This window comes from Streptomyces cyanogenus (genome assembly GCF_017526105.1).
GTDB classification, from domain to species: Bacteria; Actinomycetota; Actinomycetes; order Streptomycetales; family Streptomycetaceae; genus Streptomyces; species Streptomyces cyanogenus.
In genome coordinates, this window is record NZ_CP071839.1 from 457,225 (window position 1) to 482,790 (window position 25,566).

Below are 25,566 nucleotides of genomic sequence, written 5' to 3' on the forward strand. Positions count from 1 at the left end.
TTGATGACTTGAGACCTTGTTCTGCCGGGCCGTACGAGGAAGTCGGCCCGTTCCAGGTCGCCCGTACGGCGCGACGGCGCGCGTCTTCGACACGGAAGCCGCCACGCACGGGCCCCACCGACCGGAAATGGTGATCTTCTGTGCCTGCTCGACATGTCGCCGTGATCGGAACCGGTTACGTCGGACTGACCACCGGTGCCTGCCTGGCCTCCTTGGGACACTCCGTGGTGTGCGCCGACGCCGACCCGCGCAAGGTCGAACGGCTGCGCGAGGCCCGGGTCGACATCCTGGAGCCGGATCTGCCGGAGACCGTGCGGGACGCCCTGGAGGCGGGCCGGCTGGACTTCACCGGCGACACCGCGGCCGCCGTGGCAGAGGCCGAGGTGGTGTTCCTGTGCCTGCCCACACCCATGGGTGCGGGCGGCGCGGCCGACCTCGCCGCCGTGGAGGCCGTCGCCGGAGAGATCCGCGACGTGCTGCGACCCGGCTGTGTCGTCGTCAACAAGTCGACCGTGCCGGTCGGCACCTGCGAGCGCGTCGCCGCACTGCTCGGCCGGGGGGACGTGACCGTGGTGAGCAACCCGGAGTTCCTGCGCGAAGGCCGTGCGGTGCACGACTTCCTGCACCCCGACCGCATCGTGATCGGAGCCGGCGACCGGGCCGCCGCCCGGCGCGTGGCCGACCTGTACGCCGCGCTCGACGCGCCTCTGGTCCTCACCGACCCGGCCAGCGCCGAACTGACCAAGTACGCGGCGAACTTCTTCCTCGCGATGAAGCTGTCGTTCGCCAACAACCTCGCCACCCTGTGCGAACGCTTCGGCGCCGACATCGCCGATGTCACCGAGGGCATCGGCCGCGATCCGCGCATCGGCTCGGCGTTCCTGCGGCCCGGCCCGGGCTGGGGCGGCTCCTGCCTGCCCAAGGACACCCACGCCCTGCTGACCATGTGCGACCGGTCCGGCGTCGACTTCCCGTTGCTGAGCGCCACCATCGAGACCAACGTCACCCACCAGCGCCGGCTCGTGGACCGTGTGGCCGCCGCGTGCGGGCGCGGCGAGGACGGTTCCCTGCACGGCGTACGGCTCGCCCTGTACGGCCTGACCTTCAAGGCCGGCACCTCCGACCTGAGGGACTCGCCCGCGCTCGCCGTCGCCCGGCTGCTGCGCGAGCGGGGCGCCGAACTCACCGCATATGACCCGGCGTTGTCCGAGGAGCGGCCCGACCTGAGCGATCTGGTCGAGCTCGTCGCCGACCCGGTGCGGGCCGCCGAGGGTGCCGCGTCCTGCCTGGTCCTCACCGAGTGGCCGGAGCTGCGGGACCTCGACTGGGCGGCGATCGCCGCGCGGATGACCGGCCACGAGGTCCACGACTTCCGCAACCTGCTCGACGCGGACCTGCTCGCGCGGGCCGGGCTGAGCCGGCGGGGCATCGGACGCCCGGCGGCACCGGCTCGCGTGGCGTGAGACGCAGGCGGAGGGGCCGGCGCTCCGTCCGAGCTGATCGTGGCTGTGCGCCGACGTCCTCGACCGTCCCCGAGACGCCCCAACCATCCCCGGCAGTCCTCTACAGAAAGGCTCACTCCATGCGGGTTCTGTGCACCACGCTCGGCAGTCCCTCCCATGGGCGCGCCCAGCTGCCCCTGCTGCGCGCCCTGGCCGAGGCCGGGCACCAGGTGCTGGTCGTCACCGTCGACGACCTCGCCCCGGTCTTCCGTGACGACGACGTCGAAGTGAACGCCGCGCTCCCCCGGTTCAACCCGTTCACCGCGGCCGGCCCGTACCTCGCCGAACTCCCCGAACCCCCCGACATGACCAAGCCGACACCGGAGCTGACCCGGTTACTGATGCGGGGCGTGGGCGGGGCGGCCGTGACGCCGCAGCTGGACATCCTGCTGCCCCTCGCCCGGGACTTCCGCCCCGATCTGATCCTGCGGGACGGCATGGACATGAGCTCGGTGCTGATCGCCGAACTGCTGGGCGTACCGCAGCTTCCGACGCCCTCCGGGTTCAGCAACATCATGGAGCCCGCCGAGATCCTGCCGCAGCTGAACGAGCGGCGCGAGGAGCTGGGGCTGCCCGTGCGGGACGACCCGCTGTCGGTCGTACCGCACGGACGCGTCGACTACGTACCGCCCGCCTTCTCCTTCGCCCGGAACCCCTCCCATGCCTGGTCATACCGGCAGACGGTCGACGTGGAGCGCCACGGGCTGCTGCCCTCGTGGGCGGCCGAACTGCCCACGGACCGGCCGCTGGTGTACGCCGCGATCGGTACGGCCCTGCCGGCGCTGCGCGAGCACATGGCCGACTCGGCCGAGCCGTTGCCGGTCAAGCTGCCGGACACCGCCGAGAGCCTGCGCGCGATCGTGGAGGCGGCGGTCGTGCTGGACGACTGTATGGTGGTGGTGTCGACGTCGGGGATGCCCCTGGACGACACCGACGGGCTGCCCGGGCACGTCCACGTCACCGAGCGCGTGCCGCAGCCGCTGCTGCTGGAGTCGGTCGACCTGTTCGTCACCCACGGCGGGTTCAACAGCATCCGCGAGGCCATGCGCACCGGCACACCGCTGGCGGTCCTGCCGCACTTCGGGGACCAGCACGCCAACGCGGAGCGGGTGGAGGAGCTGGGCCTCGGCCGACTCGTCGCCGACCGCACCGCGGGAGGCATCGCCGACGTGTGCCGCAAGCTGCTCGCCGACCCCGAACCCCGGGCGCGGGCCCGGTCGGCCCAGTTGGCGATGCTCACGCTGCCGGACGTCGAGCAGGCGGTCGGCGACCTGGAGGGGATCGCCGGGTAGCCCGCACGGCACCAGCACACGGGGCCGTTCCCAGGCCACGGGACGGCCCCCCACCTCTCCCCCATCCCCCATCCCCTGCCCCCGAGGACGACTTGTGACCTTCTCCGACACCCAGCAGCAGGGCGCCGCCGGGGGCGCGCCCGCGCGGCTCGGTCACCGGCAGATCACCACCGTCATGTCCGGTCTGGTGCTCGGCATGTTCCTGGGGGCGCTGGACCAGACGGTGGTCTCCTCCGCCCTGCGCACCATCGCCGACGACCTGCACGGGCTGACGGCCCAGGCGTGGGTGACCACCGCCTACCTCGTCACCGCGACCATCGCGACGCCGCTGTACGGCAAACTCTCCGACCTGCACGGCCGGCGGCCCGTCTACCTCGCCGCGATCGCCCTGTTCACGGCGGGCTCGCTGCTGTGCGGATGCGCCACGTCGATCTACGAACTCGCGGTCTTCCGCGCTGTGCAGGGGCTCGGCGGCGGCGGGCTGATGTCGCTGGCGATGACGATCGTCGCCGACATCACCACCCCTCGCGAACGGGGCCGGTACCAGGGTTACTTCATGGCCGTGTTCGGTGGCGCCAGCATCGTCGGCCCGCTCGTGGGTGGCGCGTTCGCGGACCGGACCAGCCTGCTCGGCATCGACGGCTGGCGCTGGATCTTCCTGATCAACATGCCGCTCGCCGCCGCCGCGGCCGTGGCGATCGTCCGTGTACTGCGCTTCCCCCACCGGCGCGTACGGCACCGGCTCGACCACGCGGGGGCGCTGGCCCTGGCCGTGGGGCTCGTACCGCTGCTGATCGTCGCCGAGCAGGGCCGTACCTGGGGCTGGGTGTCGCCCCGGGCACTGCTGCTGTACGCGATCGGCGTGGTGGGGCTCAGCGTGTTCGTCGTGGTGGAGCGGCGGGCGGGGGACGCCGCGCTGCTGCCGCCGCGCCTGTTCCGCATCCGCGCCTTCCGGCTGGGCGTGGGGCTGCATTTCGTCGTCGGGATCGGCATGTTCGGCGCGATGACGACATTGCCGCTCTACCTCCAGCTCGTCCGCGGTATGAGCCCCATGGCCGCGGGTCTGGCCACCCTGCCCACGGTGTTCGCGAACCTCGCGGTGACGCTGCTCGTGGGCCGGCTGATCTCCCGCACCGGCCGGTTCAAGGTCCATCTCGTCGCCGGCACCGGCTCGTTCACCGCGGCGATGCTCGTCTTCGCCACGCTGCGCGTGGACAGCCCGCTGTGGCAGGCGGCGCTCGGCATGGCGCTGATGGGAGCGGGCCTCGGCGCGTCGATGCAGACGCTGACCACCCTCGCCCAGAGCGAGGTGCCCCGTACGGACATGGGCGCGGCGACGGCCTCGGTCAACTTCTTCCGCTCCAACGGCGGTACGGTCGGCACCGCCGCGTTCCTCTCGGTCCTGTTCTCCACGGCGGCCGGCCGCATAGCCGACCGGCTGGCCGAGGCCCGCCACGACCCGGCCTACCGCCGGCTGCTGGCCCGGCCCGACAACGCGCACGCCCTCACGGGAGTGCTGCGCCCGGGCGGCGGCGTCGGCCTGGAGGACTCCGCCTTCCTGCACACTCTCGACCGGGGCGCGGCGCTGCCGTTCCTCCAGGGGTACGTCGCCGCGATGCGCGTCGTCTTCCTCACCGGCGCCGCGGTGGCCCTGGTCGCCTTCCTGATCGCGGCCTGGCGGGTACCGAACCTGACACTCTCCGACGAGTAGCCGAGGGCTTGTTGACGTCCCCGTCGCGCGCTTGACCTCGTAAGTGGTGGTCATTCCGAGGAGCCCTGCCATGAGGAGGAGGTCGGGGCCGGTGTGCAGAGCCACTTCTCGCGGCTGCCACCACTCCAGCGCGGTGATGTTCTCGGCGGCGAGCTGGTGGCCGGACAGGGTCCCGTGCGGCTTGAACCTCGCGGTGCGCAGGAGGAAGAAGTCGTTGATGACGCCGTCGTAGCCCGCGGCATGTCAGGAGCCACGACCTGCTGTGCCAGACGTGCGGCGGACGGGTGCCGACGGCAGGCCCCACCTCCTCCAGCGGTTCCCGGCGCAACGCGGAAAAGGCCGTCTCGCCCGGCTCGATCCCTCCCCCGGGTGGCGCCCACACCACCGTCCCCGCCGGTTCCGCGATCGTGAACCGGCGGTGGACGGACAGGTGGCCTCGGCAAGTGTGCAACGCGCTTGCGACATCGATCAGTCGGCCTGGGCGCCTTCTGTCCGGGCGTCGGAGTGGGCGGCGGGGAACGGCGATCGCGCGCTGCGGGGTCGGGTCGGTGCTGCTGTGTCAGCCCGCTGCGCCGGTCAGGGCGAGGAATTCGCTGCGGGAGCGGGCGTCGGACCGGAGCAGGCCGAGCAGGGTGGACGTCATGGTGCTGGAGCCCGTCGCCTGGACGCCGCGCAGGGTCATGCAGGCGTGTTCGGCCTCGATGACGACGCCGACGCCCTTGGGTTCCAGGTTGGTCTGCAGCCAGTCGGCGACCTGTTTGGTCAGGCGTTCCTGGACCTGGGGGCGGCAGGCGAAGTGCTCCACGATGCGGGCCAGCTTGGACAGGCCGAGGATGCGGGCGCCGGGCAGGTAGCCGACGTGGGCGGTGCCGACGATCGGCAGCAGGTGGTGCTCGCAGACGGTGCGGACCGGTATGCGGCGGGCTAGGACGAGTTCGTCGTAGCCCTCGTCGTTGGGGAAGGTGGTCAGGTCGAAGGGGCGCGGGGTGAACAGTTCGGCGTACGCCCGGGCCATCCGGCCCGGTGTGCCGCGCAGGCTCTCCGAGGCGGTGGAGACGCCGAGGGCTTCGAGGAACTGGCCGGCCGCCCTCTCCGCGGCGGCCAGGTCGATGCCTCCGGCTTCGTGGACGACCCGGAGGGCGGGCCGTGCGGGTGCGGTCTCCTCGTCGTCGAGCAGGTCCGTCGGGGCGGTGGTGCGGCGGGGACTCTCGGCCATGTCAGCTGCCCCCGACGCCGAGGGCGCTGAGCAGGACCAGGACGAGGGTGGCCACGGCGAACAGACCGTGTGCCACTACGACAGGCAGCGGGAAGTGGCGTTCGGCGGGAACTGTCGCCTCACCGCCCGGAGCCGTCGCCGTGGCGGCCGTTCCGGCGGCGACGCGGTCGCGGTGGACGGGGATCCAGCGGGCCAGCATCACGAATCCCAGCAGGGCGACGGGCAGCAGCAGGCCGAACGCGGTCCAGGCCAGGGCGGTCCTGTCGGCCACGACATAGATGATCCACACCACCAGTCCGATCGCGGCCAGGGCGAAGTGGCCGAAGACGACCGGTGCGGGCAGGCGGCTGGTGCCGGCTTGCTGCTGCCGGATTCCGCCGCGTCGGATCCATGTGCCGAGCATGTAGAAGCCGCCGAGGGCGGTGACCACCCAGGTGATCAGTGCGGCGATGTCCATGAGGACTCCAGGTGCGGTTGGGTGTCGCAGGCGGCCGGAGCGGCCGGCCGCCATGACGGGGACGGGGACGGGGGTCGAGTCATGCGGGGGTGTGCGTGCTGCCGTGGCTGCGGTCGGGTGTGTATCCCTCGGCCTGGGTGTTCTCGTCGGCTACGCGCACGCCGTAGCGGTAGGCGAGCTTGCCGCCCAGGAACCCCGAGACGGCCAGGGCCGCCACGCTGAGCGCGGACAGGACGAGGCGGCCTGTTCCGACGCTTCCGCCGGCGGTGTAGTCGCCGTGGCGCCACAGGAAGTTGACGACGTAGGCGGCGGTCACCAGCAGGTTCAGCGTCATGTGCACCAGAGCGGTGCGGAAGGCCCGGGTACCGGCGGGGATCGCGAACAGATCGAGGAAGCCGGCCATGGCCGCCAGTAGGGCGCCGATCACCCCGACCGCGATCAGCCACTGCGAGGACTGGGTCAGGAAGCCGGGACGGTGCACGACGTGGGAAGCGATGTCGAACACCAGGCTGGTCACCCAGGCACCGATCGGCACGGTCACCAGGATCGGGTGGAACGGGTGGCCGTACGGGCCGGCGAGCGCCGCACTGACCGGACGCTTCGCCTGAAGCTGTGACTCATGGACCATCGCAACCGACCTCCCCACTGGTTTCGCCAACAATTCTTGGTCTTATTGCCAGAGGACGTCAAGACTCGCAGCGGAAAAGGCGAGAAGAACGCTTGTGCCCATGCAGATGGGAGTTACCGTGGTCGTGTGGCTTCCGATCCGACTGCGCAGGCCGACGCGGCCGACAGCGCCATCGACTCCGTCAGCGTCCTGAGCGAGGACTCGCGGCGGCGCATGTTCGCCTTCATCCGCCGTGCGCGCCGGGCCGTCACCCGCGACGAGGCCGCCGCCAGCGTCGGCATATCCCGCAAGCTCGCCGCCTTCCACCTCGACAAACTCGTCGACGCCGGTCTGCTCCGCGCGCGCTACGAATCGCCCGGCGGGATCCGCAAGGTCGGCAGGCAGCCCAAGGTCTACGAGCCCACCGACGCCCAGATCACCGTGAGCATCCCCGACCGTCGCCATGAACTCCTGGCGGACCTGCTCCTCGACGCCGTTCTCACCGAGGGCAGGGACGAAAGCGCCGCTCAGGCCGCGGTGCGGACCGCCGAGCAGCGCGGTCGGGAGTTGGGCGAGGCCGCGCGGGAGGAGACCCGCCCGGGCCGCCTGGGCCCCGAGCGCGGGCTGACCGCGTGCGAGCGCCTGCTGGAGCAGTACGGCTACGAGCCCGTCCGGGAGACCCCCACCCGGCTGCGGCTGCGCAACTGCCCCTTTCACCCGCTGGCCGGGAAGGCCCCCGACCTGGTGTGCGGCATGAACCACGCCTTCCTCGGCGGCTACCTGAAGGGCTTGGAGGTCAACGGCGTCCACGCCGTCCTGGCCCCTGAACCCGGGGAATGCTGCGTCCAGTTGGGCCGGACCGACGCGGCTCGCGAGGACGGGACCGACTGAGGCGCCCGCGCGTGGGCGAGACGCGCCGGACTGCGGCTCCGGCCGTCCAGTGCCTCTCGCGCCCGCCGCCTGGGACTGCGGTCCGCGCAGCGCGTCCCACACACCGACTGCGACTCAGACCCGTTCAGCGCCTCCCACACACCGACTGCGGCTCAGACCCGTAGCGCCTGTCGCACGCCTACTGCGGTCGCACCGGCCCCGGACGTCGGGGTCGTCCGGCGGCGTCGACCCCGGGGGTGCTTCCCCAGCGGGAGCGTGCCTCGCCGGCAGCCGCGTCACAGCCCTCCCCTCGGGGAGCGAACGGAATCGCCGTGCTGCCGGGCCCCGCCGCGGCGGGCGACCGAGGGCCACCACGCCCCGGCGGCTGGGCCCGCCCGCATCCGGCTGGGGCCGCCCGGGCCTCGCATGGGCCGTCGGTCAGCGGCTCGTCCGCTGTGCCGTCACGATCGCGTCCAGGGTCTTCTCCGCGCCCACGCGCCGCTGCACCCGCTCGGCGAAGCCCGGGAACTGTGACGCGATCTTGGTCAGGAACCGCAGTTCGAGCGGGGCGACGTTGATCTCGGCGGCGTTGCGTTCGATCGCCCGTGTGACGCCTCTGACGACCTGGTGCGGCGCGACCGTGCGGACGCCGCCGGGCGTGGGTGAACCGGTGTCGGCGAACATCCCGAGGTCGCGTACGAATCCGGGCTGCACGATGGACACACCGACGCCGGTGCCGTGCAGATCCTGGCGGAGGGCCAGGGAGAGGCCGCGGAGCCCGAACTTCGTCGCGTTGTACAGGGACGACGACTTGGTGGCGGCCATGCCCGACAGGGAGCCGACGAAGCAGATGTGGCCGCGTCCACGGGCCACCATCCCGGGTGCGAGCAGCCGCGCGAGCATCGCGGGGGCGCGCAGGTTGACCGCGAGGGCCCGGTCGATCTGCGCCGGCGTGTAGTCGAGCAGGTCGCCACTGGAGGGCAGCGCCGCGTTGGCGATGAGGATGTCCGTACCGGCGGCTTCCTCGGCGAGTCGCCCGACGTCCTCGGCGTCGGCGAGATCGGCGAGGACCGTCCGGGCACCGTAGCGGTCGGCGAGGGGTTCCAGCGCCTCCTTCCGCCGGCCGGTGAGGACGAGATGCGCACCGCGTGCGGACAGCTCCGCGGCGATCGCGCCGCCGATACCACCCGTGACTCCGGTGAGCAGAACAGTTGCCCCGGCTATGTGCACGACTACCCTCCCACGTTGTTCGTTCGAACGAACAGTAGGGATGGCAGGCCGTGCTGTCCACCGCGACGGCGGCGAACGTGCGGTCCTGGCCGGAAGACCGCTGGTGGAACAATGCATGGCATGCCGAACGCCACCCCCTCCGCCTCCACCCGCCAGCGCATCGTCTCCGCCGTCCTGCGGATCATCGGCGATGACGGGGTCGCCGCGGTCACCAACCGCCGCATCGCCCGGGAAGCCGGAGTGTCGCTCGGCTCGGTGACGTACCACTTCGAGACCCAGCACGAGCTGCTGCGCGAGAGTCTGCTGCACTTCGTGCGCGAGGAGGCCCGGCACTTCACCGAGCTGGCCGACCAGTGCGGGACCGATGGCATCGGCGTGGAGGAGGCCGCGTCCCTGGCCGGCCAGGTGGCGTGCGGCACGGCGCTGGACAGTGCCCATCTCGCCCCGTTCGAGCTGTACCTGCACGCGGGGCGCGACGAGCGGCTGCGGGAGGCGGCGGCCGAGGCGTTCCGGGCCTACGACCGGCTCGCCACCCGGATCCTCACCGCTCTGGGCGTCCCGGGCGCGGAACGTCTGGCGGCCACCACGGTCGCCGTGGTGATGGGTCTGCAACTGCGTCGTCTGGCCACCGGGAGCCCGGCGGAGGACCTGGTCGACGCCCTCCTGCTGCTCGCACGCGGCGCCGCCGCCGAGCAGGCCGGGCAGGACCTGCCGGCGTGAGAACGCCGGCCGTCGACGGGAGACCCCTGCCGCGACCCGCGCGGCCGTCACCGCCCGAGGGTGACTTCGCCCGGGGGAAAACCCCCGGCGGCCGGTGGGGGCGGGCCTCCTGTGCGTACGGTGGCAGGCAGGCTTCTTGGGGACGTACGGCGTCCTGAGAATTCTCGGCATGACGATCTCTCCGGATGCCTCCCCCGTAAGCCCCCGTGCCGTCGTCGACGCGGGCACGTCGCGACCCGGTGCCGGCAGCGACTTCGCCCGGCTCTCCCGGCGGATCGCCGAGGCGGCCTGCTGAAGCGGCGCCCGGGCTACTACACGGTGCGGCTCGGTCTCGTCGTCGGGTCGTTCGCCGGCGGCTGGGCGGGCTTCTTCTTTCTCGGCGACACCTGGTGGCAGCTGGCCGTGGCCGCCTTCCTTGCCCTGGTGTTCGGTCAGGTCGCCCTCGTGGCACACGATCTGGCGCACCGGCAGGTCTTCCGGCGGCGCCGGTACAGCGAGTTCGCCGGACGGCTGTTCGGCAATCTGGGCGTCGGCATGAGCTACGGCTGGTGGATGAACAAGCACACCCGCCACCACGCCCATCCCAACCACGAGGAACTGGACCCCGATGTCGCCCCGGACATCCTGGTGTGGTCCGCCGAGCAGGCCCGCGCCAGCCGGGGCCTGGCCCGCCTCCTCGGCGGGCACCAGGCGGTGCTGTTCTTCCCGTTGCTGGCCCTGGAGGGCTTCAACCTGCACGTCGCGAGCGTGCGGGCGCTGCGCTCACCGTTCATGAAGAACCGGGTGCTGGAGGGCGCGCTGCTCCTGGCGCACATGACCGCTCTGCTCTCGGCCCTGTTCCTGGTGCTCTCCCCGGGCAGGGCGGTGGCGTTCCTCGCCGTGAACCAGTGCCTGTTCGGCCTCTACCTGGGCTGCACGTTCGCCCCCAACCACAAGGGCATGCCGACGCTCACCGGTGACCAGCAGCTCGACTTCCTGCGGCGCCAGGTCCTGACGTCCCGCAACGTGCGCGGCGGGCTGCTGACCGACGTGATGCTGGGCGGGCTCAACCACCAGATCGAGCACCACCTGTTCCCGGGCATGCCGACGGTCCACCTGCGCCGGGCCCGGCTGATCGTGCGGCGGTACTGCGCCGAGATCGGGGTGCCGTACCACGAGACGGGACTGGTCCGGTCGTACCGGGAGGCGCTCACGCACCTGCACCGCGTGGGCGAGCCGATCAGGCGGCGGCGCAGGGCGTGAGCGGACAGCGGCGCGGCCGGTGCTTCAGCCGGCCGAGGACGCGGCCCGGCGCGGCAGCTTCCAGTTCGGTCGCGGGAAGTGGCAGGTGTAGCCGTTCGGGTAGCGCTCCAGATAGTCCTGGTGCTCGGGCTCGGCCTCCCAGAAGTCGCCCACGGGCTCGACCTCGGTGACCACCTTGCCCGGCCACAGGCCGCTCGCCTCGACGTCCGCGATGGTGTCCAGGGCGACGCGGTGCTGTTCCTCGTCGGTGTAGAAGATGGCCGACCGGTAGCTGCGCCCGATGTCGTTGCCCTGCCGGTCCCTGGTGGTCGGGTCGTGGATCTGGAAGAAGAACTCCAGGATGTCGCGGTAGCTCGTGACCTTCGGATCGAAGAGGATCTCGATGGCCTCGGCGTGGTCGCCGTGGTTGCGGTAGGTCGCGTTCGGCGTGTCACCGCCGCTGTAGCCGACGCGGGTGGACACCACGCCCGGCTGCTTGCGGATCAGGTCCTGCATGCCCCAGAAACAACCGCCCGCCAGTACGGCCCGCTCGGTTTCCGATGTCATCGGTCGCTCCCTCACCCTCGAGCCGCTGTCCGGCGCGGTCGTCGACGTACGGATCTCACGTCCACCCAGCTTATTACTACGCCCGAGTAAGCATCGAGCGGCCCTGGGAGCAGGTCCGCGGGTATCCCCGGCGCCGAAGCCTTGACTCGGCAGGCGGCACTGGCGATCCTCATGGCGCACAGTTTGCGTAGACATGACAAAGCGGTAGCGCGCGTTCCTCGGGCCCCCGATCACCTCGCCGGTCGACCGCGCGTCCCGCCGACCGAGGGACGTGGGCCGTGGCCATGACCAGCCACCCGTACCGCCGACGCAAAAACGTCACCGCAGTGTCGCTGCTCCTCCTCGTCCTGGCCGTCGTACTCGGTCCCACTCCGAGTTCGGCGGCCGGGAACGACTGGTGGGTCCCGGGCGCACGGCCCACGCCGGACGCACGGATCGGCGTCACCGGCGAGCCGTTCACCGGCACCGACGCCCAGGGCCGGGTGCGCGGGTTCGTCGACGCCCACGACCACCTGTTCGCCAACGAGGCCTTCGGCGGGCGCCTCATCTGCGGCAAGGTCTTCTCCGAGGCCGGGATCGCCGACGCGCTCAAGGACTGCCCCGAGCACTACCCCGACGGCTCGCTGGCCGTCTTCGACTTCATCACCAAGGGCGGCGACGGCAGACACGACCCGGTCGGCTGGCCCACCTTCAAGGACTGGCCCGCGCACGACTCCCTCACCCACCAGCAGAACTACTACGCCTGGGTGGAGCGGGCCTGGCGCGGCGGCCAGCGGGTGCTCGTCAACGACCTCGTCACCAACGGGGTGATCTGCTCGGTCTACTTCTTCAAGGACCGCAGCTGCGACGAGATGACGTCCATCCGGCTGCAGGCGAAGCTGACCTACGACCTCCAGGCCTACGTCGACAGGATGTACGGCGGCCCGGGCAAGGGCTGGTTCCGGATCGTCACCGACAGCGCCCAGGCCCGCGACGTCATCCAGCAGGGCAAGCTGGCGGTCGTCCTGGGCGTGGAGACCAGCGAGCCCTTCGGATGCAAGCAGATCCTGGACGTCCCGCAGTGCGACAGGAAGGACATCGACGCCGGCCTGGACGAGCTGTACGCGCTGGGCGTGCGCAGCATGTTCCTGTGCCACAAGTTCGACAACGCGCTGTGCGGCGTCCGTTTCGACTCGGGCACGCTCGGAACGGCCATCAACGTCGGGCAGTTCCTGTCCACCGGCACCTTCTGGAAGACGGAGAAGTGCACGGGCCCGCAGCACGACAACCCCATCGGCTCGGCCGCGGCGCCCGGGGCGGAGGCGAAACTCCCGGCGGGAGTGGCCGTGCCCTCGTACGACTCGGGCGCGCAGTGCAACGTCCGTGGGCTGACCGACCTGGGTGAGTACGCCGTGCGGGGCATGATGAAACGCAAGATGATGCTGGAGATCGACCACATGAGCGTCAAGGCCGTGGGCCGTGCGCTCGACATCTTCGAGGCCGACTCCTACCCCGGTGTCATCTCCTCGCACAGCTGGATGGACCTGAACTGGACCGAGCGGCTCTACGGCCTCGGCGGCTTCGCCGCCCAGTACATGCACGGCTCCGAGGGCTTCGTGGCCGAGGCCGACCGCACCAAGGCGCTGCGGGACAAGTACGACGTCGGGTACGGCTACGGCACGGACATGAACGGTGTCGGCGGCTGGCCGGGCCCCCGGGGCGCGGACGCCCCGAACAAGGTCATCTACCCCTTCCGCAGCGTCGACGGCGGCTCCCTCATCGACCGGCAGACCACGGGCGAGCGCACCTGGGACCTGAACACCGACGGAGCCGCGCACTACGGCCTGGTCCCGGACTGGATCGAGGACATACGGCGTGTCGGCGGCGGGGGCGTGGTCGACGACCTCTTCCGGGGGGCCGAGTCCTACCTGCGCACCTGGGGGGCGACCGAGCGGCACCAGGCGGGCGTCGACCTCGCCGAGGGCGCGCCGGCCACGGCGAGTTCCACCGAGTGGTGGAACCCGTTCACCAGCTACGCGCCGAGCCGCGCCGTCGACGGCGACCGGTCCACTCGCTGGGCCAGCGAGTGGCGCGACGACCAGTGGCTGCGGATCGACCTGGGCTCCACCCACCGGGTCGGGCGGGTCACGCTCGACTGGGAGCGGGCGTACGGGAAGACGTACAGCATCCAGTTGTCGACGGACGGCGCGGACTGGCAGACGGTCTGGTCGACCACCACGGGCGACGGCGGCCTCGACACCGCGCGGTTCACCGGGACACCGGCGCGCTACGTCCGCGTCACGGGCACGGAGCGCGGCACCGGGTGGGGCTACTCGCTGCGCGAGGTCGGCGTGCACAGCAGTTGAGAGACGGGCCCGGCGGTGCCGCCGGGCCCGAACCTGTGGCATCCGTGCCGGCCTGCCCTCAAGCGACCGCCGGTCTTCCGCCTTCTGCGTTCTCGTGGTGGATCGGCGTTTTTCCACCGGTCAGGGGGGCGCCCGTCCCGCCCCGCCTGTCGGCGACGATCTCCGCGACGATCGACAGGGCGGTCTCCTCCGGGGTGCGGGCGCCGAGGTCGAGGCCGATGGGCGAGCGGAGCCGGGACAGCTCGCGTTCGGTGACGCCTTCCGACCGCAGGCGGCGATCGCGGTCCTCATGGGTACGGCGTGAGCCCATCGCGCCGACGAACGCCACCGGCATCCGCAGGGCCTCCTTCAGCAGGGGTACGTCGAACTTCGCGTCGTGGGTGAGCACGCACAGGACCGTACGGGCGTCGGTCGCGGTGCGCCGCAGATAGCGGTGCGGCCAGTCGACGACGACCTCGTCGGCGTCCGGGAAGCGGTCGCGGGTGGCGAAGACGGGGCGGGCGTCGCAGACGGTCACGTGGTAGCCGAGGAACTTGCCGGCCCGGGCCAGCGCCGACGCGAAGTCGACGGCGCCGAAGACGATCATGCGCGGGGGCGGCCCGTTCGACTCGACCAGCAGTGTCAGGCCGCCGGGGCAGTGCGAGCCTCCCCCGGACTCCGTCCGGGGGGACCCCCGTCTCGCTTCGCTCGCGGAGAGGTCCACCGTGCCGGTGCGGCCCGCCTCCAGCAGGGCCCGGGCCTGGGCCGCCGCCACCCGGTCCAGCTCCGGGTCGCCACCGAGACCGCCCTCCGAGGTGCCGTCGGGCCGGACCAGCAGGGCCCGCCCGAGGAGTTCGGCAGGGCCGCGGGCGACCCGGGCGAGGGCCGCCGGCTCGCCCCGGGCAGCGGCCGACAGCGCTGGTCCCAGGGCGGTGCGGGCGGGCGCCTGCGCGCCCACCGGCGTGATCAGCACATCGAGCGTCCCACCGCAGGTCAGTCCCACGGCGAAGGCGTCCTCGTCGCTGTAGCCGAACCGTTCCAGCACGGTCTCTCCGGTCCGCAGCGCCTCACGGCACAGGTCGTACACCGCACCCTCGACGCAGCCGCCGGAGACCGAGCCGATGGCGGTGCCCTCGCTGTCGACGGCGAGGGCGGCACCGGGGCCGCGCGGTGCGCTGCCGCCCACGCTCACCACGGTGGCGACGGCGAACTCCCGGCGCTCCGCGATCCATTGGTGCAGTTCGCCCGCCAGGTCAAGCATCCGGCGCCCCCGCGGCGGCCGACAGGACGCGGTCCGGCCGGATGGGCAGGCTGCGGTGGCGTACGCCGGTTGCGTGCCAGACCGCGTTGGCGATGGCCGCCGCGGCGCCGACGATGCCGATCTCGCCGATGCCCTTGATCCCCACCGGGTCGTCGGGGTCCGTGTCGTCGATCCAGTCGGCCTCGATGCGCGGTACGTCGGCGTGGGTGGCCACATGGTAGCCCGCGAGGTCGGCGCCGACGGGGCCGCCGGAGGCACGGTCGCGGACGGCCTCCTCGTGCAGGGCCATGGAGATGCCCCAGATCATGCCGCCCAGGAACTGGTTGCGTGCGGTGAGCGGGTTGACGATGCGGCCCGCCGCGAAGATGCCCAGCATGCGCCGCACGCGCACCTCGCCGGTGGCAACATCCACGGCGACCTCGGCGAACTGCGCCCCGAAGGAGTGCCGTTCGGCGGGGGTGAGGGAGCCGATGGCCTCGGTGGTGTCCGACCGGACGGTGATGCCCTCCGCCGGGATGCCGGCGCCCGGGGCCAGCCGCTCGCGCAGTTCGCCGGCCGCCGCCTTGACGGCCCAGGACCAGGAGCGGGTGCCCATGGAACCGCCGGCGATCATCGCCGGGCCGAAGTCGCTGTCGCCGATGCGCACCCGGACCCGCTCCGGGGGCACCTGGAGCGCGTCCGCCGCGACCAGGGAGAGCGCGGTACGGGCCCCGGTGCCGATGTCGGCCGCGGAGATCCGGACGGTGAAGGTGCCGTCCGGATGCGCGGTCGCGGTCGCCGTCGAGGGCGCGGCTCCCGACGGGAAGGAGGCCGCCGCCGTGCCGGTGCCGAGCAGCCAGCGGCCGTCCCGGCGCCGCCCGGGGCGCCGGTCCCGGTCCGCCCAGCCGAACCTGCGGGCGCCCTCCCGGAAGCAGGCGGTCAGATTGCGGCCGGCGAACGGCAGGCCCGACACCGGGCCCCGGTCGGGTTCGTTGCGCAGACGCAGCTCGATCGGGTCGATCCCGCACTTCTCGGCGAGCTCGTCGAGCGCCGCCTCCAGCGCGAACGACCCGGGTGCCTCGCCGGGTGCGCGCATCCACGTGGGGGTCGGCACGTCGAGCCGGACGACGCGGTTGGCGGTGTGGTGGGCGTCGGCGTCGTACATCACCCGGGCCACCCCGGCGCTCGGTTCGACGAACTCGTGCACGGTGGAGGTCAGGCTGACGGAGCGGTGCTCCAGCGCGCGCAGGCGTCCGTCGGCGTCGGCGCCGAGCCGGACCCGCTGGGTGGTGGGGCTGCGGTAGCCGGCCAGCGAGAACATCTGGCGCCGGGTCAGCACGACCCGTACGGGCCGTTGCAGCAGGGTCGCGGCCATGACGGCGGCCACCTGGTGGGGGCGGACGCCCTTGCTGCCGAAGCCGCCGCCGACGTGTTCGGAGCGTACGCGCACGGAGGCCGGATCGAGCGAGAAGAGGTTGGCGAGTTCGCCGACGACCCAGGTGACGCCCTGGTTGGAGTCGATCACCTCGAGCCGTCCGCCGTCCCAGCGGGCGGTCGCCGCATGGGGTTCCATCGGGTTGTGGTGCTCTTCGGGGGTGGTGTACTCGGCGTCCACCACGACGGCCGAGGAGGCCAGCCGGGCGTCCAGGTCGCCCTTCCCGGTCACCGCCGGCATATGGCCGTCCACCGGGTAGGCGTCGGGGTGCTCCCCCGTGAGCTCGATGTCGTGCGGCTCCTGGTCGTACCGCACGACGAGCGCCTCGGCGGCCTCCCTGGCCTGCTCGGAGGTCTCCGCGACCACCATGGCCACCGGCCAGCCCAGGTGCGGCACCCGGTCGTGCTGGAAGACGGCGCAGGTCGGGTCGGGCCGGCTGCCCAACAGGCCGGTGTAGTCGGTGTTGAGGCGGGGCGCGTTGCGGTGGTCCAGGACCGCGAGGACGCCCGGCATGGCGAGGACCGGGTCGGTGTCGAGCGCGAGGATGCGGCCGCGGGCGACCGTGGAGAGCACCAGCCAGCCATGGGCGAGGCCGGCGAAGGGCACCTCTGCCGCGTAGCGGGCCGCTCCGGTGACCTTGTCGCGGCCCTCGACGCGGGTGTGGCCGGTGCCGACGGCGGGCGTGTGGGCGGTGGTTGCGGTGGTGACGGCGGTCATCGTGCGGCCTCCTCGGCGAGTTCGGACAGGACGGCCACCACGAGGTTGCGCAGCAGGTCCACCTTGTAGCCGTTGTGCGGGAGCGGCCGCGCCGCCGCCAGTTCGGCGTCCGCCGCGGCGGCGTAGGTCTCGGGGCCGGCAGCCGCGCCGATAAGGATCCGCTCGGCCGCGGAGGCCCGCCACGGGCGGGAGGCGACGGCCCCGAAGGCCAGGCGCGCGTCCCGGACGACGCCGTCGCGGACGTCGAGCGCCGCGGCGAGGGAGCCGATGGCGAAGGCGTAGGAGGCGCGCTCGCGCACCTTGCGGTACCGGGAGAGGGCGGCGACCGGGGCGGGCGGCAGCGTGACGCCGGTGATCAGTGCGCCCGGCAGCAGGGCGGTCTCCCGGTGCGGGCTGTCCCCGACGGGCAGGTAGAAGTCGGCGAGCGGCAACTCCCCGGGGCCGTCTGCCGTTTCGAAGTGGAGCACGGCGTCGAACGCGGTCAGGGCCACGGCCATGTCCGAGGGGTGGACGGCCACACAGTGGTCGGATGCGCCCAGGATCGCGTGGTTGTGGTGTTCGCCCCGGACGGCCGGGCAACCGCTGCCGGGCACACGCTTGTTGCAGGGCTGGCTGACGTCGGTGAAGTAGCCGCAGCGGGTGCGCTGCAGCAGGTTCCCGCCGACCGTGGCCATGTTGTGCAGCTGCCCCGAGGCGCCGGCCAGTACCGCCTGGGCGAGCGCCGGGTAGCGGCGCCGGACCTCGGGGTGGGCGGCCAGGTCGCCGTTGGTGACGGTGGCGCCGATGCGCAGACCGCCGTCGGGCGTCGACTCGACGTCGTCCAGCGGGAGTTCACGGATGTCGATGAGCCGTGCGGGTCGCTCGACACCGGTTTTCATGAGGTCGACGAGATTGGTGCCGCCGCCGAGGAAGCGGCTGTCCGGGTCGGCGCCGAGCAGTGCCACGGCACCGGCGACGTCGGGTGCCCGTTGGTAGTCGAACTCCCTCATGCCACGGCCTCCTTCGCGTCCGAGGCGGTGTTCACGCGTTGCTCGTCCCGGGGGGCTTCCGCCGCGCGGGCCACCGCCTCCACGATGGAGACGTACGCGCCGCAGCGGCACAGATTGCCGCTCATCCGTTCCCGGATCTCCTCGGCGGTCAGGGGCGGCGGCCCCGCTTCGGGGCGGACGTCCGCGGTGACGGCGCTCGGCCAGCCCGCCGCGTGCTCCTCGATGACACCGATCGCCGAGCAGATCTGGCCCGGGGTGCAGTAGCCGCACTGGAACCCGTCCAGATCGAGGAAGGCCTGTTGTACGGGGTGCAGCCGCTCACCGTCGGCCACGCCCTCGATGGTGGTGATCTCCCGGCCCTCGGCGGCCACGGCCAGTTGCAGGCAGGCGACGGCCCGGCGCCCGTCGAGCAGGACCGTACAGGCCCCGCACTGCCCCTGGTCACAGCCCTTTTTGGTGCCGGTCAGATCGAGGCGCTCGCGCAGTGCGTCGAGCAGGGTGGTGCGGTGATCGACGGGCAGTGTGTACTTCTCGCCGTTGATCTTCAATGTGATGACGCTGGAAGCCGATGAGGCCATGGGCTGCTTCTTTCGCATTTCCAGGACTGAAGGGGCCGGCGGGCGGCACGGTCAGGTGTGCCGTGCGGGCCGGTGGGCGCAGGGGGCGAAGCGAAGGTGCGGGATGCGGGGCCGAACCGTGCAGCTGGCGACTGCCGAAGGGGCGCGTCCGCGGCTATGGTGGACGTGACCGGACAGCTGTCCGCTACCTGGAAACTTAACGGACAACTGTCCGCTTAGCAAGGGCACGGCTTGGCCTGCCCCGAGGAGGACGAGTGCCGCAGCAGATGGACTCACCCCGGCGCTCCGACGCACAGCGCAACCGCGAGCGCATCCTGGAAGTGGCCGTCACCGAGCTGTCGCGCTGCGCGGACACCCCCCTCAGCGTGATCGCCAAGAAGGCCGGGGTGGGACAGGGCACCTTCTACCGCAACTTCCCCAACCGCGAGTCACTCGTGCTGGAGATCTACCGCCACGAGATGCAGCAGGTCGCCGACAGCGCGGACCACCTCCTCGCCACCCGGGCGCCCGACGAGGCTCTGCGCGCCTGGATGGACCGGCTCTCCGAGTTCGCCATGACCAAGGCGGGACTGGCCGACGCGATCCGGCAGGTCACCGGTGCGCCCGGCGGCCCCGCGAAGCCGTCCCCCACGCCGGTGGCCCGCGCGGCGGAACTCCTGCTCCGCGCCAACGACGAAGCCGGCACCATACGGCCCGGGGTCACCGCCGACGACTTCCTCCTCGCCATAGCGGGCCTGTGGCAGCTCGCCCCGAGCGACGACTGGCGCCCCCGCGCCGCCCGCCTCCTCGACCTGGTCATGGACGGACTGCGCACGGGGGCGCAGCGCGGGTGAAGCGCCGCGCCACCGGTCCCGAGCCGGTGCGCCGGACGTACGTCACGCCGTCCCGAACCACGCCTCCGCCAGCGACAACAGCGTCCCGTCGCTCGGTGCGCCCAGTTCCCGCAGGTACCAGGGCAGGTCGCTGTACACGTGGAGCAGGGTGTACGCGAGCAGTGCGGACGGTTCGAAGGTCTGGCCGTAGGCCCCGGTGAGACGGGTCAGCAGGTGCGGGTCGCCGCGGGTGACGAAGAGGCCGACGCCCACGAAGTCGTAGGCGCGGTCGCCGATCATCGCCGGTTCGAAGTCGAAGAAGCCGGTCAGCCGCCACCCGTCGGGGTCGACCAGGAAGTGCTGCCGCATGACCTCGGTGTGCAGCAGGGCGGGGTGCGGGGCGCGCGGCAGCGGGACCGAGGCGAGGAAGTCCGGGAGCTGCTCCAGCCAGGCGGCCGGCAGTCCGCGGGCCCGCTGCTGTGCCACGGCACCGGCGGCCCGGCGGTCCAGGAACGCGCCCCAGTCGCCGGGGCCGACGACGTCCGCGAGGGGGCCGGGGTCGAGGGAGTGCAGCACCGCCAGGGTTTCCCCGATCTCGGTGACGAGCCGTTCGCGGTGGCCGCGCGGCACCAGGTCCCAGGCATGGGCCAGGTTCTCGCCGGGGAGCCGGGACATCAGGACGTACTGCCACCCGTTCTCGTACGGGCCGAAGTCACGCACCCGCGGTGTCGGTACGGGCAGTCGTCCCTGGATGTGGGCGAGGACGCTGCCCTCGGTGACACCGTCACGGTCGGCGGCAGCGGGGAACAGCTTGAGCACGTGCTCGTCGCCCACCGCGTAGACCGGCTGGGAGCCCTCCGTGAAGCGGGTCAGGGATGCGCCGGCGAGCCCGAGACGTGCGCAGAGGTGCTCCACCCCCGGGCGCATCACCGCCTCGTCGGGGACGACCGTGGCCCACTCTTCGTCCATTTCCACCGGAGGCAGCATGATCGGGACCGTAGGCCACCGGCTACCGGAAGGCAACGGGAATTCACCGCCCCGGCCGGGGCCGAACGGGCTCAATCCTCCGGTACGCCGCTGCGCGCCAGCTTCTGCTCGACCTGGGCGGCCGGCCCGAGCCGCCGCTGGGCGAGGTAGAGGGAGCGGGCCTGTCGCCATGCCTCCCGGGCCCGGGCGGGCCGGCCCAGGGCGTCGTGGACGTCCCCGAGCTTCGCCAGGGTGTCCGCTTCCTCGAAGGCGTCGCCGAGTTCCCGGCGCAGGGTCAGGGCCTGACCGTAGTACGCGAGGGCGAGGGCGTGTTCGCCGGTGCGGTGGGCGAGGTAGCCGAGGCTGTCCAGGGTGAAGGCCTCCCCCTCGCGGAACGCGTGGCGACGGCACAGGGCGAGCGCCTCCTCACAGTGGCGCCGGGACTGCGGGTGGTGGCCCAGGCGGGCGTGGTACCAGCCCACCGCGTTGAGTGCCTCGGCTTCCCGGGGCGGGCTGTCGAGTGTCCTGCGGATGCGCAGGTTCTGGAGGGCGTGCGCCAGCGCCTGCCGGTCGTCGCCCTGTTTCTCCCAGGCGAGGGCGAGGTTGAGATGGGTCTGCGCCGTGCCCGCCGCGTCGCCGGCTTCCTCGAACAGGGCGAGGGCCGCCCGGAGGTGCTCCAGGGCCGTGGCGTGGTGGCCCTGGGTCACGTACGCGCGGCCGAGGAGCCGGTGGGCCGATGCCTGCTGCGTCCGGTCTCCGATCCTCTCGCCGGCGGCGAGCGTGGCCCGCAGCATGGCGGTGCGGTCGTCCAGGTTGCCCTGCCGCCAGTGGAAGGTGTCCAGGGACCAGGCCAGCTGCCAGGCCTGCCGATGGTGTCCGCGGGCCATGGCGAAGCGGTGCGTGTCGAGCAGGCAGAGGTGTTCGGCCTCGAACCAGGACATCGCGGTGTCGATGTCCCGCAGCGGAAGGGCGCCTCGGGTGACGTCCGGCCGGTCCGGTCCGAACGGGGTGCGCAGTGGTGACAGCAACCGGTCGCCGTCGTGTGCCGTGTCGGCGTAGAAGTCCACCAGCCCGCGCAGCGCGGCGTCCAGGGCCTCACCGTGCTGGTCCTGGGTCGCGCGCTCCGCCGCGTAGAGCCGGACCAGGTCGTGCATCCGGTAGCGGCCCGGGCGGGTCTGCCGGATCAGATGGGCTCCTTCCAACTGGCGCAGCCGCGAGCGGAGTTCGGGAACGGGCAGCGCGGTCAGGGCCGCGGCCGCGGGCAGGCCGATGTCCGGGCCGGGTGCCTGGCCGAGCAGGCCGAAGACCCGTGCCGTCGCCGGGTCGAGGGCGTCGTAGGAGGAGGAGAGCACGGCGCGCAGGTCGGCTATGGGGTCGTCGGTGCCGAGGGCGTCCAGCCGGGCGGACCTGTCACGGAGTTCGTCGGCGAGCGCGGCCAGCGGGAAGTCGGGATGCGTGCCGGCCCGGGCCGCCACGATGCTGAGGGCCAGGGGCAGGCCCGCGCAGCAGTCCAGGAGGGTGGCCGCCGCCTTGGGCTCCTTCGCGACCCGTTCGGCACCCAGGCGCCGTACCAGCATGTCCCGGGCCTCCGCCTCGGACACCACGTCCAGGGCGAGCGGGCGGGCCCCGTGTGCGGTGACCAGCCCGGCGAGCCGGCGACGGCTGGTGATCAGGACCGTGCAGGACGGAGACCCCGGCAACAGGGGCAGGACCTGCTCGGCGTCGCGGGCGTCGTCCAGGACGATCAGCATGCGCCGGCCCGCGACCAGGCTCCGGTAGACCGCCGCCCGGCCCGGCAGGTCGGCCGGTATCTCCGTGGACGCCAGCCCGAGGGCGTGGAGGAAGCCCTGCACCACCTCGGCCGCGGAGGCGGGCTCCGCCGTCGGGGAGAAGCCGCGCAGGTCGGCGTAGAGCTGACCGTCGGGAAACGCCGCCGCGTTGTGGTGGGCCCAGTGCACGGCGAGCCAGGTCTTGCCGATGCCGCCTATGCCGCCGATCGTCGAGATCACCACGGTGCCGCCCGGAGCACCGCCCGCGTCGAGCATCTTGTCGAGTTCCGCGAGCTCACCGGTGCGGCCGGTGAACGGGCCGGGCGGGGACGGCAGTTGGCGTGGCACCGGGGCCGGGCCGGGCTCCGGGGCGGAGCGGGCCGTCAGGGTGTCCGAGGCGAGGATCTGCTGGTGCAGGCGTTGCAGCTCCGGGCCGGGGTCGGTGCCGAGTTCCTCCGACAACCGGCGGTGCACCTGCCGGTAGTGGGCCAGGGCGTCCGAGCGGCGGCCGCTGCGGTACAGGGCCAGCATGAGCTGTCCGGCCAGACGCTCGTCCAGCGGGTGCTGCTCGGCGCGTGCGGGCAGTTCCGCGAGCAGCTCGGCATGCCGGCCCAGTCGTAACAGCAGGTCGTACAGGTCGAGTTCGGCCGCGAGCCGCTCCCGGTGCCATGACGTGCGCTGTTCGTTGAACCAGGGAGCGTCGAGGTCTCCGAAGGCCTCGCCGCGCCACAGTGCGAGCGCCTCGGCGAACAGCTCCGCGGCGCGGGCGCCGGCGGCGGTGCGGGCCTGTCCGACGAGGTCTCGAAAGCGGTGCAGGTCCACGGCGGACGGGTCGACGGTGAGGACGTAGGACCCGGTCCGCCGGGTGATGCGCACGTCCCCGGTGGCCGTGGCCAGGGCGTGGCGCAGGCGGGACACATAGCTGTAGAGGGTGGCCTGGGCCCGCTGCGGTGGCCGGTCCCCCCAGACCCGGTCCACGAGCCTGGCGGTCGGCACCTGGGTGTTCGCGTCGACCAGCAGCCCGGCGAGCACCGACCGCTGGCGGACATGGCCCAGGTCCACCGGAGTTCCGCCCACGCGTGCCTCGATGCCGCCGAGCAGAACGAAGTCCACGGACATCCTCTTCCCCCTCGCGTCGGAGGCCGGGCGACGGAACAGCGGGCCGGCCTGCGCATTCCAGGACCTTCCAAGGTTCGCCCAAAAGGCACGCATCAGTATCTCAACGGCCGAAGTGCCAGGAGCGGGACCCGGAAAAGGAGTCCGACACGTTCAAGACGATCGAAGAGCCGCGAAGCAGGCCGCTGGAACGCTTCATCCCCGGGTCGCCGCCTGCGCCGCGACCCCCTGGCGGTCTCCACCGTCGGTCCGGCGCACGCCCGCGCGGCGCGCCGGCGGGCCGTCTGCCGGTGCTTCGGTTCGGCTGCGTGCTCCGGAGCGCCGGCCGTGGTCGGTGACGACCTTGCCGAACTGTTCCGTCCCATACGACGCTCGGAGGCGAAATGCCCGTCCCCTTCGTACTGGTCGCGCTGGTGGGGGTGCTCTGCGCGCTGGAACTGGTCGTCGCGGTGGACGTCATCAAACGGCTCGTGGAGCACTCCGCGAAACTCCCCCGCGTCGGCCGGGGTCCGGCGTCCTCCCCCACCGAGGGCCGACGGGTGCATCCGTTCCGGACCGTCACCACCGACGGCGTACCACTCGCCCGGGAACAGCTCCTGGACGGCACGGCCGTCGCCTTCTTCACACCCCAGTGCACGAGGTGCCGGGAGACGCTGCCGAAGTTCCTGGAGCACGCCCGCACCCTCCCGGGCGGTCACCGGCAGGCGCTGGCGGTCGTGGTGGGCGACGAGCACGAGACGGCCGCGTACGCCGCGCAACTCGCCCCGGTGGCACAGGTGGTCGTCGAGGAGCGCGGCGGACCTGTGTCCCTGGCCTTCTCCGTCACGGGGTTCCCGTCCCTGCTCCAGGTCGCCCGCGACGCGTCGGGCACGCCGGCGGTGACCACCGACACCCCGGACCTCGGCCACGCCGGTACGCCGGTCTCCCGCGCGGCATGAGAGCACGGGAGGTCTCCGACCGGCCCGGCGGCAGAGGCCCACGGGCGCGCGTGACCGTGCGCCAGGTTCCCAGAGGCGATCTGAGGTCGGAGGTCGGTGACACCACCCGTGATTTCAGCGGGCCCCGGTGGCGTCCATGTCTTCGCGAGACGACCCAACATGCCACAGCAGACCCAGCCGCGGCTGATCTCATTCTCCTCGGTGACCTGACCGGCCGCTACGTGACCGGGAGCCACAGCAGGCTCGCCACTGACGGCCGTTCCGTGGCCCTGCGCGGCAGCCGTAAGGGCGCGGCCGGGCACGGGCACCGGGTCACGGCGCCCATCGCCAACGAGGCAGGACCGCGCTGTGTGGGCTTCGTGCCCAGCTGAACTACGCGGAGATCGCCGGTGGCGGCCTCGCAATGATCTGTGGTGGCCGCCACGTCTCGCCGGCCCCTCCAGCCTCACAAGCAGCAGACCTCAAACTGGACTACCAGGAGCCGGTGAGACTGTCACCAGGGCACTGTTCCAGCGTCGTCGAAGAATCCGCCGGTCGGTCCGTCGTCGGGCAGGGTCGCGAGACGAATCGCGATCGCCGCGCCCTGGTGGGGAGTGCGGACGCCCTGGAAGCCGTTGAGGTCGGTGGCGGTGAAGCCGGGACAGCCGGAGTTGATCAGGATGTTGGTGTCCCTCAGTTCCTTGGCATATTGGACGGTGACCGCGTTGAGGAAGGTCTTGGACGCCAAGTACGCAGCGGGAATCGGGCCCATGTCGATGCCAGGCGTGGTCTGCAGGGTGAGCGAGCCGACACTGCTGGACATGTTCACGATTCGTGGCGATGCCGAGCCGCGCAGCATGGGCAGCATCGCGTTGGTGACGCGAATGACCCCGATCACGTTGGTTTCCACGACGACTCGTACGGTCGCGGGATCGACCGTGGTGGGCATCTGTGGCATACCACCGGTGATCGCGGCGTTGTTGACCAGGACGTCGAGCCCTCCGACGCGGTCGGCGATCAGCTCGGCCGCGGCGGCCACACTCGCGTCGTCTGTCACGTCGAGCGGAACGCCGAACGCGTCGGTCCCGGCTGCGCGCAGCTTCTCCACCGCGGTGTCGCGGCGCTGTTGATCCCGAGCGCCCACGCCGATTCGCCAGCCGAGGGCGCCCAGGCCCGCCGCGATCTCGTATCCGATTCCTTTGTTCGCACCGGTCACCAGCGCGATCGTCTGTTCACTCATGTCATCGATCGTGGTGCGGAGTCGGTTGGGACGTCCAAGACCGACTGGGTGGGCGGCGATACCGCACGGA

Annotated in this window: 22 protein-coding genes and 1 pseudogene; 10 read left to right on the plus strand and 13 right to left on the minus strand. The window is 72.3% G+C overall.

Annotated elements, in window-relative coordinates:
* Window positions 1-161 precede the first annotated feature (161 nt).
* From S1361_RS01985 to S1361_RS01995, 3 genes are all read left to right on the plus strand, one after another.
* Window positions 162-1,463 (plus strand): UDP-glucose dehydrogenase family protein, encoded by a 1,302-nt coding sequence (locus S1361_RS01985; protein WP_208030115.1) that lies wholly within the window; start codon window positions 162-164, stop codon window positions 1,461-1,463.
* Window positions 1,464-1,582: 119 nt separating this feature from the next.
* On the plus strand, window positions 1,583-2,794 hold the full coding sequence (locus S1361_RS01990) for a glycosyltransferase (RefSeq protein WP_208030116.1): 1,212 nt from the start codon (window positions 1,583-1,585) through the stop codon (window positions 2,792-2,794).
* Between the two features lie 94 nt (window positions 2,795-2,888).
* Window positions 2,889-4,505: an MDR family MFS transporter gene (locus S1361_RS01995; protein WP_208030117.1), complete on the plus strand. Its 1,617-nt coding sequence runs from the start codon at window positions 2,889-2,891 to the stop codon at window positions 4,503-4,505.
* Here S1361_RS01995 and S1361_RS40215 read toward each other — a convergent pair.
* From S1361_RS40215 to S1361_RS02015, 4 genes are all read right to left on the minus strand, one after another.
* On the minus strand, window positions 4,426-4,890 hold the full coding sequence (locus S1361_RS40215) for an NUDIX domain-containing protein (protein ID WP_425086579.1): 465 nt from the start codon (window positions 4,888-4,890) through the stop codon (window positions 4,426-4,428). The two genes, S1361_RS01995 and S1361_RS40215, sit on opposite strands and share 80 nt — an antisense overlap.
* Before the next feature lie 174 nt (window positions 4,891-5,064).
* Window positions 5,065-5,721, minus strand: coding sequence for a GTP cyclohydrolase I FolE (folE, locus tag S1361_RS02005; RefSeq protein ID WP_208030119.1), 657 nt, complete (start codon window positions 5,719-5,721; stop codon window positions 5,065-5,067).
* Between the two features lies 1 nt (window position 5,722).
* On the minus strand, window positions 5,723-6,178 hold the full coding sequence (locus S1361_RS02010; RefSeq protein WP_208030120.1) for a hypothetical protein: 456 nt from the start codon (window positions 6,176-6,178) through the stop codon (window positions 5,723-5,725).
* Window positions 6,179-6,257: 79 nt separating this feature from the next.
* Window positions 6,258-6,806, minus strand: a complete 549-nt coding sequence (locus tag S1361_RS02015; RefSeq protein WP_208030121.1) for a DUF2231 domain-containing protein — start codon at window positions 6,804-6,806, stop codon at window positions 6,258-6,260.
* 126 nt (window positions 6,807-6,932) lie between these two features.
* On the opposite strand from S1361_RS02015, the gene S1361_RS02020 reads away from it, so the two are divergent.
* On the plus strand, window positions 6,933-7,676 hold the full coding sequence (locus S1361_RS02020) for a helix-turn-helix transcriptional regulator (RefSeq protein WP_208030122.1): 744 nt from the start codon (window positions 6,933-6,935) through the stop codon (window positions 7,674-7,676).
* A gap of 417 nt (window positions 7,677-8,093) precedes the next feature.
* Here S1361_RS02020 and S1361_RS02025 read toward each other — a convergent pair whose 3' ends face one another.
* A complete protein-coding gene (locus S1361_RS02025; protein WP_208030123.1) occupies window positions 8,094-8,885 on the minus strand; it encodes an SDR family NAD(P)-dependent oxidoreductase in 792 nt (263 codons plus the stop codon).
* Window positions 8,886-9,005: 120 nt separating this feature from the next.
* Here S1361_RS02025 and S1361_RS02030 point away from each other — a divergent pair, with 120 nt between their 5' ends.
* Both S1361_RS02030 and S1361_RS02035 read left to right on the plus strand, forming a co-directional pair.
* Window positions 9,006-9,605 (plus strand): TetR/AcrR family transcriptional regulator, encoded by a 600-nt coding sequence (locus S1361_RS02030; protein WP_208030124.1) that lies wholly within the window; start codon window positions 9,006-9,008, stop codon window positions 9,603-9,605.
* Window positions 9,606-9,774: 169 nt separating this feature from the next.
* Window positions 9,775-10,847, plus strand: a pseudogene (locus S1361_RS02035) (fatty acid desaturase family protein).
* Window positions 10,848-10,871: 24 nt separating this feature from the next.
* Here S1361_RS02035 and msrA read toward each other — a convergent pair.
* Entirely contained in the window at window positions 10,872-11,393 is a 522-nt protein-coding gene (gene msrA, locus S1361_RS02040; protein WP_208030125.1) for a peptide-methionine (S)-S-oxide reductase MsrA, read from the minus strand.
* Between the two features lie 284 nt (window positions 11,394-11,677).
* On the opposite strand from msrA, the gene S1361_RS02045 reads away from it, so the two are divergent.
* Window positions 11,678-13,738 carry a galactose-binding domain-containing protein gene (locus S1361_RS02045; protein ID WP_208036399.1) on the plus strand — a complete coding sequence of 687 codons (2,061 nt, stop codon included), beginning with the start codon at window positions 11,678-11,680 and terminating at the stop codon, window positions 13,736-13,738.
* Window positions 13,739-13,796: 58 nt separating this feature from the next.
* On the opposite strand, the gene S1361_RS02050 is transcribed toward S1361_RS02045, so the two are convergent.
* From S1361_RS02050 to S1361_RS02065, 4 genes are read right to left on the minus strand one after another with little or no spacing between them, the layout of a single operon-like run.
* Window positions 13,797-14,978: an XdhC family protein gene (locus tag S1361_RS02050; RefSeq protein ID WP_208030126.1), complete on the minus strand. Its 1,182-nt coding sequence runs from the start codon at window positions 14,976-14,978 to the stop codon at window positions 13,797-13,799.
* Window positions 14,971-17,109 carry a xanthine dehydrogenase family protein molybdopterin-binding subunit gene (locus tag S1361_RS02055; protein ID WP_208030127.1) on the minus strand — a complete coding sequence of 713 codons (2,139 nt, stop codon included), beginning with the start codon at window positions 17,107-17,109 and terminating at the stop codon, window positions 14,971-14,973. Before S1361_RS02055 ends, S1361_RS02050 begins: the two co-directional genes overlap by 8 nt.
* Entirely contained in the window at window positions 17,106-18,098 is a 993-nt protein-coding gene (locus tag S1361_RS02060) for an FAD binding domain-containing protein (protein WP_208030128.1), read from the minus strand. Before S1361_RS02060 ends, S1361_RS02055 begins: the two co-directional genes overlap by 4 nt.
* Window positions 18,095-18,676, minus strand: a complete 582-nt coding sequence (locus S1361_RS02065; protein ID WP_208030129.1) for a 2Fe-2S iron-sulfur cluster-binding protein — start codon at window positions 18,674-18,676, stop codon at window positions 18,095-18,097. The genes S1361_RS02060 and S1361_RS02065 overlap by 4 nt, the downstream gene beginning before the upstream one ends.
* A 266-nt stretch (window positions 18,677-18,942) precedes the next feature.
* Here S1361_RS02065 and S1361_RS02070 point away from each other — a divergent pair, with 266 nt between their 5' ends.
* The gene (locus S1361_RS02070) at window positions 18,943-19,509 is read left to right on the plus strand and encodes a TetR/AcrR family transcriptional regulator (protein ID WP_243769480.1); all 567 of its coding nucleotides are present in this window, start codon (window positions 18,943-18,945) and stop codon (window positions 19,507-19,509) included.
* Window positions 19,510-19,551: 42 nt separating this feature from the next.
* On the opposite strand, the gene S1361_RS02075 is transcribed toward S1361_RS02070, so the two are convergent.
* Window positions 19,552-20,475: an aminoglycoside phosphotransferase family protein gene (locus S1361_RS02075; RefSeq protein ID WP_208030131.1), complete on the minus strand. Its 924-nt coding sequence runs from the start codon at window positions 20,473-20,475 to the stop codon at window positions 19,552-19,554.
* 71 nt (window positions 20,476-20,546) lie between these two features.
* Window positions 20,547-23,342: an AfsR/SARP family transcriptional regulator gene (locus S1361_RS02080; RefSeq protein WP_208030132.1), complete on the minus strand. Its 2,796-nt coding sequence runs from the start codon at window positions 23,340-23,342 to the stop codon at window positions 20,547-20,549.
* A 380-nt stretch (window positions 23,343-23,722) separates the two neighbouring features.
* Between S1361_RS02080 and S1361_RS02085 the strand changes: the two genes are divergently transcribed.
* A complete protein-coding gene (locus S1361_RS02085) occupies window positions 23,723-24,277 on the plus strand; it encodes a hypothetical protein (protein ID WP_208030133.1) in 555 nt (184 codons plus the stop codon).
* A 221-nt stretch (window positions 24,278-24,498) separates the two neighbouring features.
* The gene (locus S1361_RS02090) at window positions 24,499-24,648 is read left to right on the plus strand and encodes a hypothetical protein (RefSeq protein ID WP_208030134.1); all 150 of its coding nucleotides are present in this window, start codon (window positions 24,499-24,501) and stop codon (window positions 24,646-24,648) included.
* A gap of 122 nt (window positions 24,649-24,770) precedes the next feature.
* Here S1361_RS02090 and S1361_RS02095 read toward each other — a convergent pair whose 3' ends face one another.
* On the minus strand, window positions 24,771-25,496 hold the full coding sequence (locus S1361_RS02095) for an SDR family oxidoreductase (RefSeq protein WP_208030135.1): 726 nt from the start codon (window positions 25,494-25,496) through the stop codon (window positions 24,771-24,773).
* Window positions 25,497-25,566 lie beyond the last annotated feature (70 nt).

Bases quoted from the DNA above. Each gene is read 5' to 3' on its own strand.
- S1361_RS01990 (WP_208030116.1), top strand. From the start codon at position 1,583: ATGCGGGTTCTGTGCACCACGCTCGGCAGTCCCTCCCATGGGCGCGCC.
- folE (WP_208030119.1), bottom strand. From the start codon at position 5,721: ATGGCCGAGAGTCCCCGCCGCACCACCGCCCCGACGGACCTGCTCGAC.
- S1361_RS02010 (WP_208030120.1), bottom strand. From the start codon at position 6,178: ATGGACATCGCCGCACTGATCACCTGGGTGGTCACCGCCCTCGGCGGC.
- S1361_RS02015 (WP_208030121.1), bottom strand. From the start codon at position 6,806: ATGGTCCATGAGTCACAGCTTCAGGCGAAGCGTCCGGTCAGTGCGGCG.
- S1361_RS02030 (WP_208030124.1), top strand. From the start codon at position 9,006: ATGCCGAACGCCACCCCCTCCGCCTCCACCCGCCAGCGCATCGTCTCC.
- msrA (WP_208030125.1), bottom strand. From the start codon at position 11,393: ATGACATCGGAAACCGAGCGGGCCGTACTGGCGGGCGGTTGTTTCTGG.
- S1361_RS02045 (WP_208036399.1), top strand. From the start codon at position 11,678: ATGACCAGCCACCCGTACCGCCGACGCAAAAACGTCACCGCAGTGTCG.
- S1361_RS02050 (WP_208030126.1), bottom strand. From the start codon at position 14,978: ATGCTTGACCTGGCGGGCGAACTGCACCAATGGATCGCGGAGCGCCGG.
- S1361_RS02055 (WP_208030127.1), bottom strand. From the start codon at position 17,109: ATGACCGCCGTCACCACCGCAACCACCGCCCACACGCCCGCCGTCGGC.
- S1361_RS02060 (WP_208030128.1), bottom strand. From the start codon at position 18,098: ATGAGGGAGTTCGACTACCAACGGGCACCCGACGTCGCCGGTGCCGTG.
- S1361_RS02065 (WP_208030129.1), bottom strand. From the start codon at position 18,676: ATGGCCTCATCGGCTTCCAGCGTCATCACATTGAAGATCAACGGCGAG.
- S1361_RS02070 (WP_243769480.1), top strand. From the start codon at position 18,943: ATGGACTCACCCCGGCGCTCCGACGCACAGCGCAACCGCGAGCGCATC.
- S1361_RS02075 (WP_208030131.1), bottom strand. From the start codon at position 20,475: ATGCTGCCTCCGGTGGAAATGGACGAAGAGTGGGCCACGGTCGTCCCC.
- S1361_RS02080 (WP_208030132.1), bottom strand. From the start codon at position 23,342: ATGTCCGTGGACTTCGTTCTGCTCGGCGGCATCGAGGCACGCGTGGGC.
- S1361_RS02085 (WP_208030133.1), top strand. From the start codon at position 23,723: ATGCCCGTCCCCTTCGTACTGGTCGCGCTGGTGGGGGTGCTCTGCGCG.
- S1361_RS02095 (WP_208030135.1), bottom strand. From the start codon at position 25,496: ATGAGTGAACAGACGATCGCGCTGGTGACCGGTGCGAACAAAGGAATC.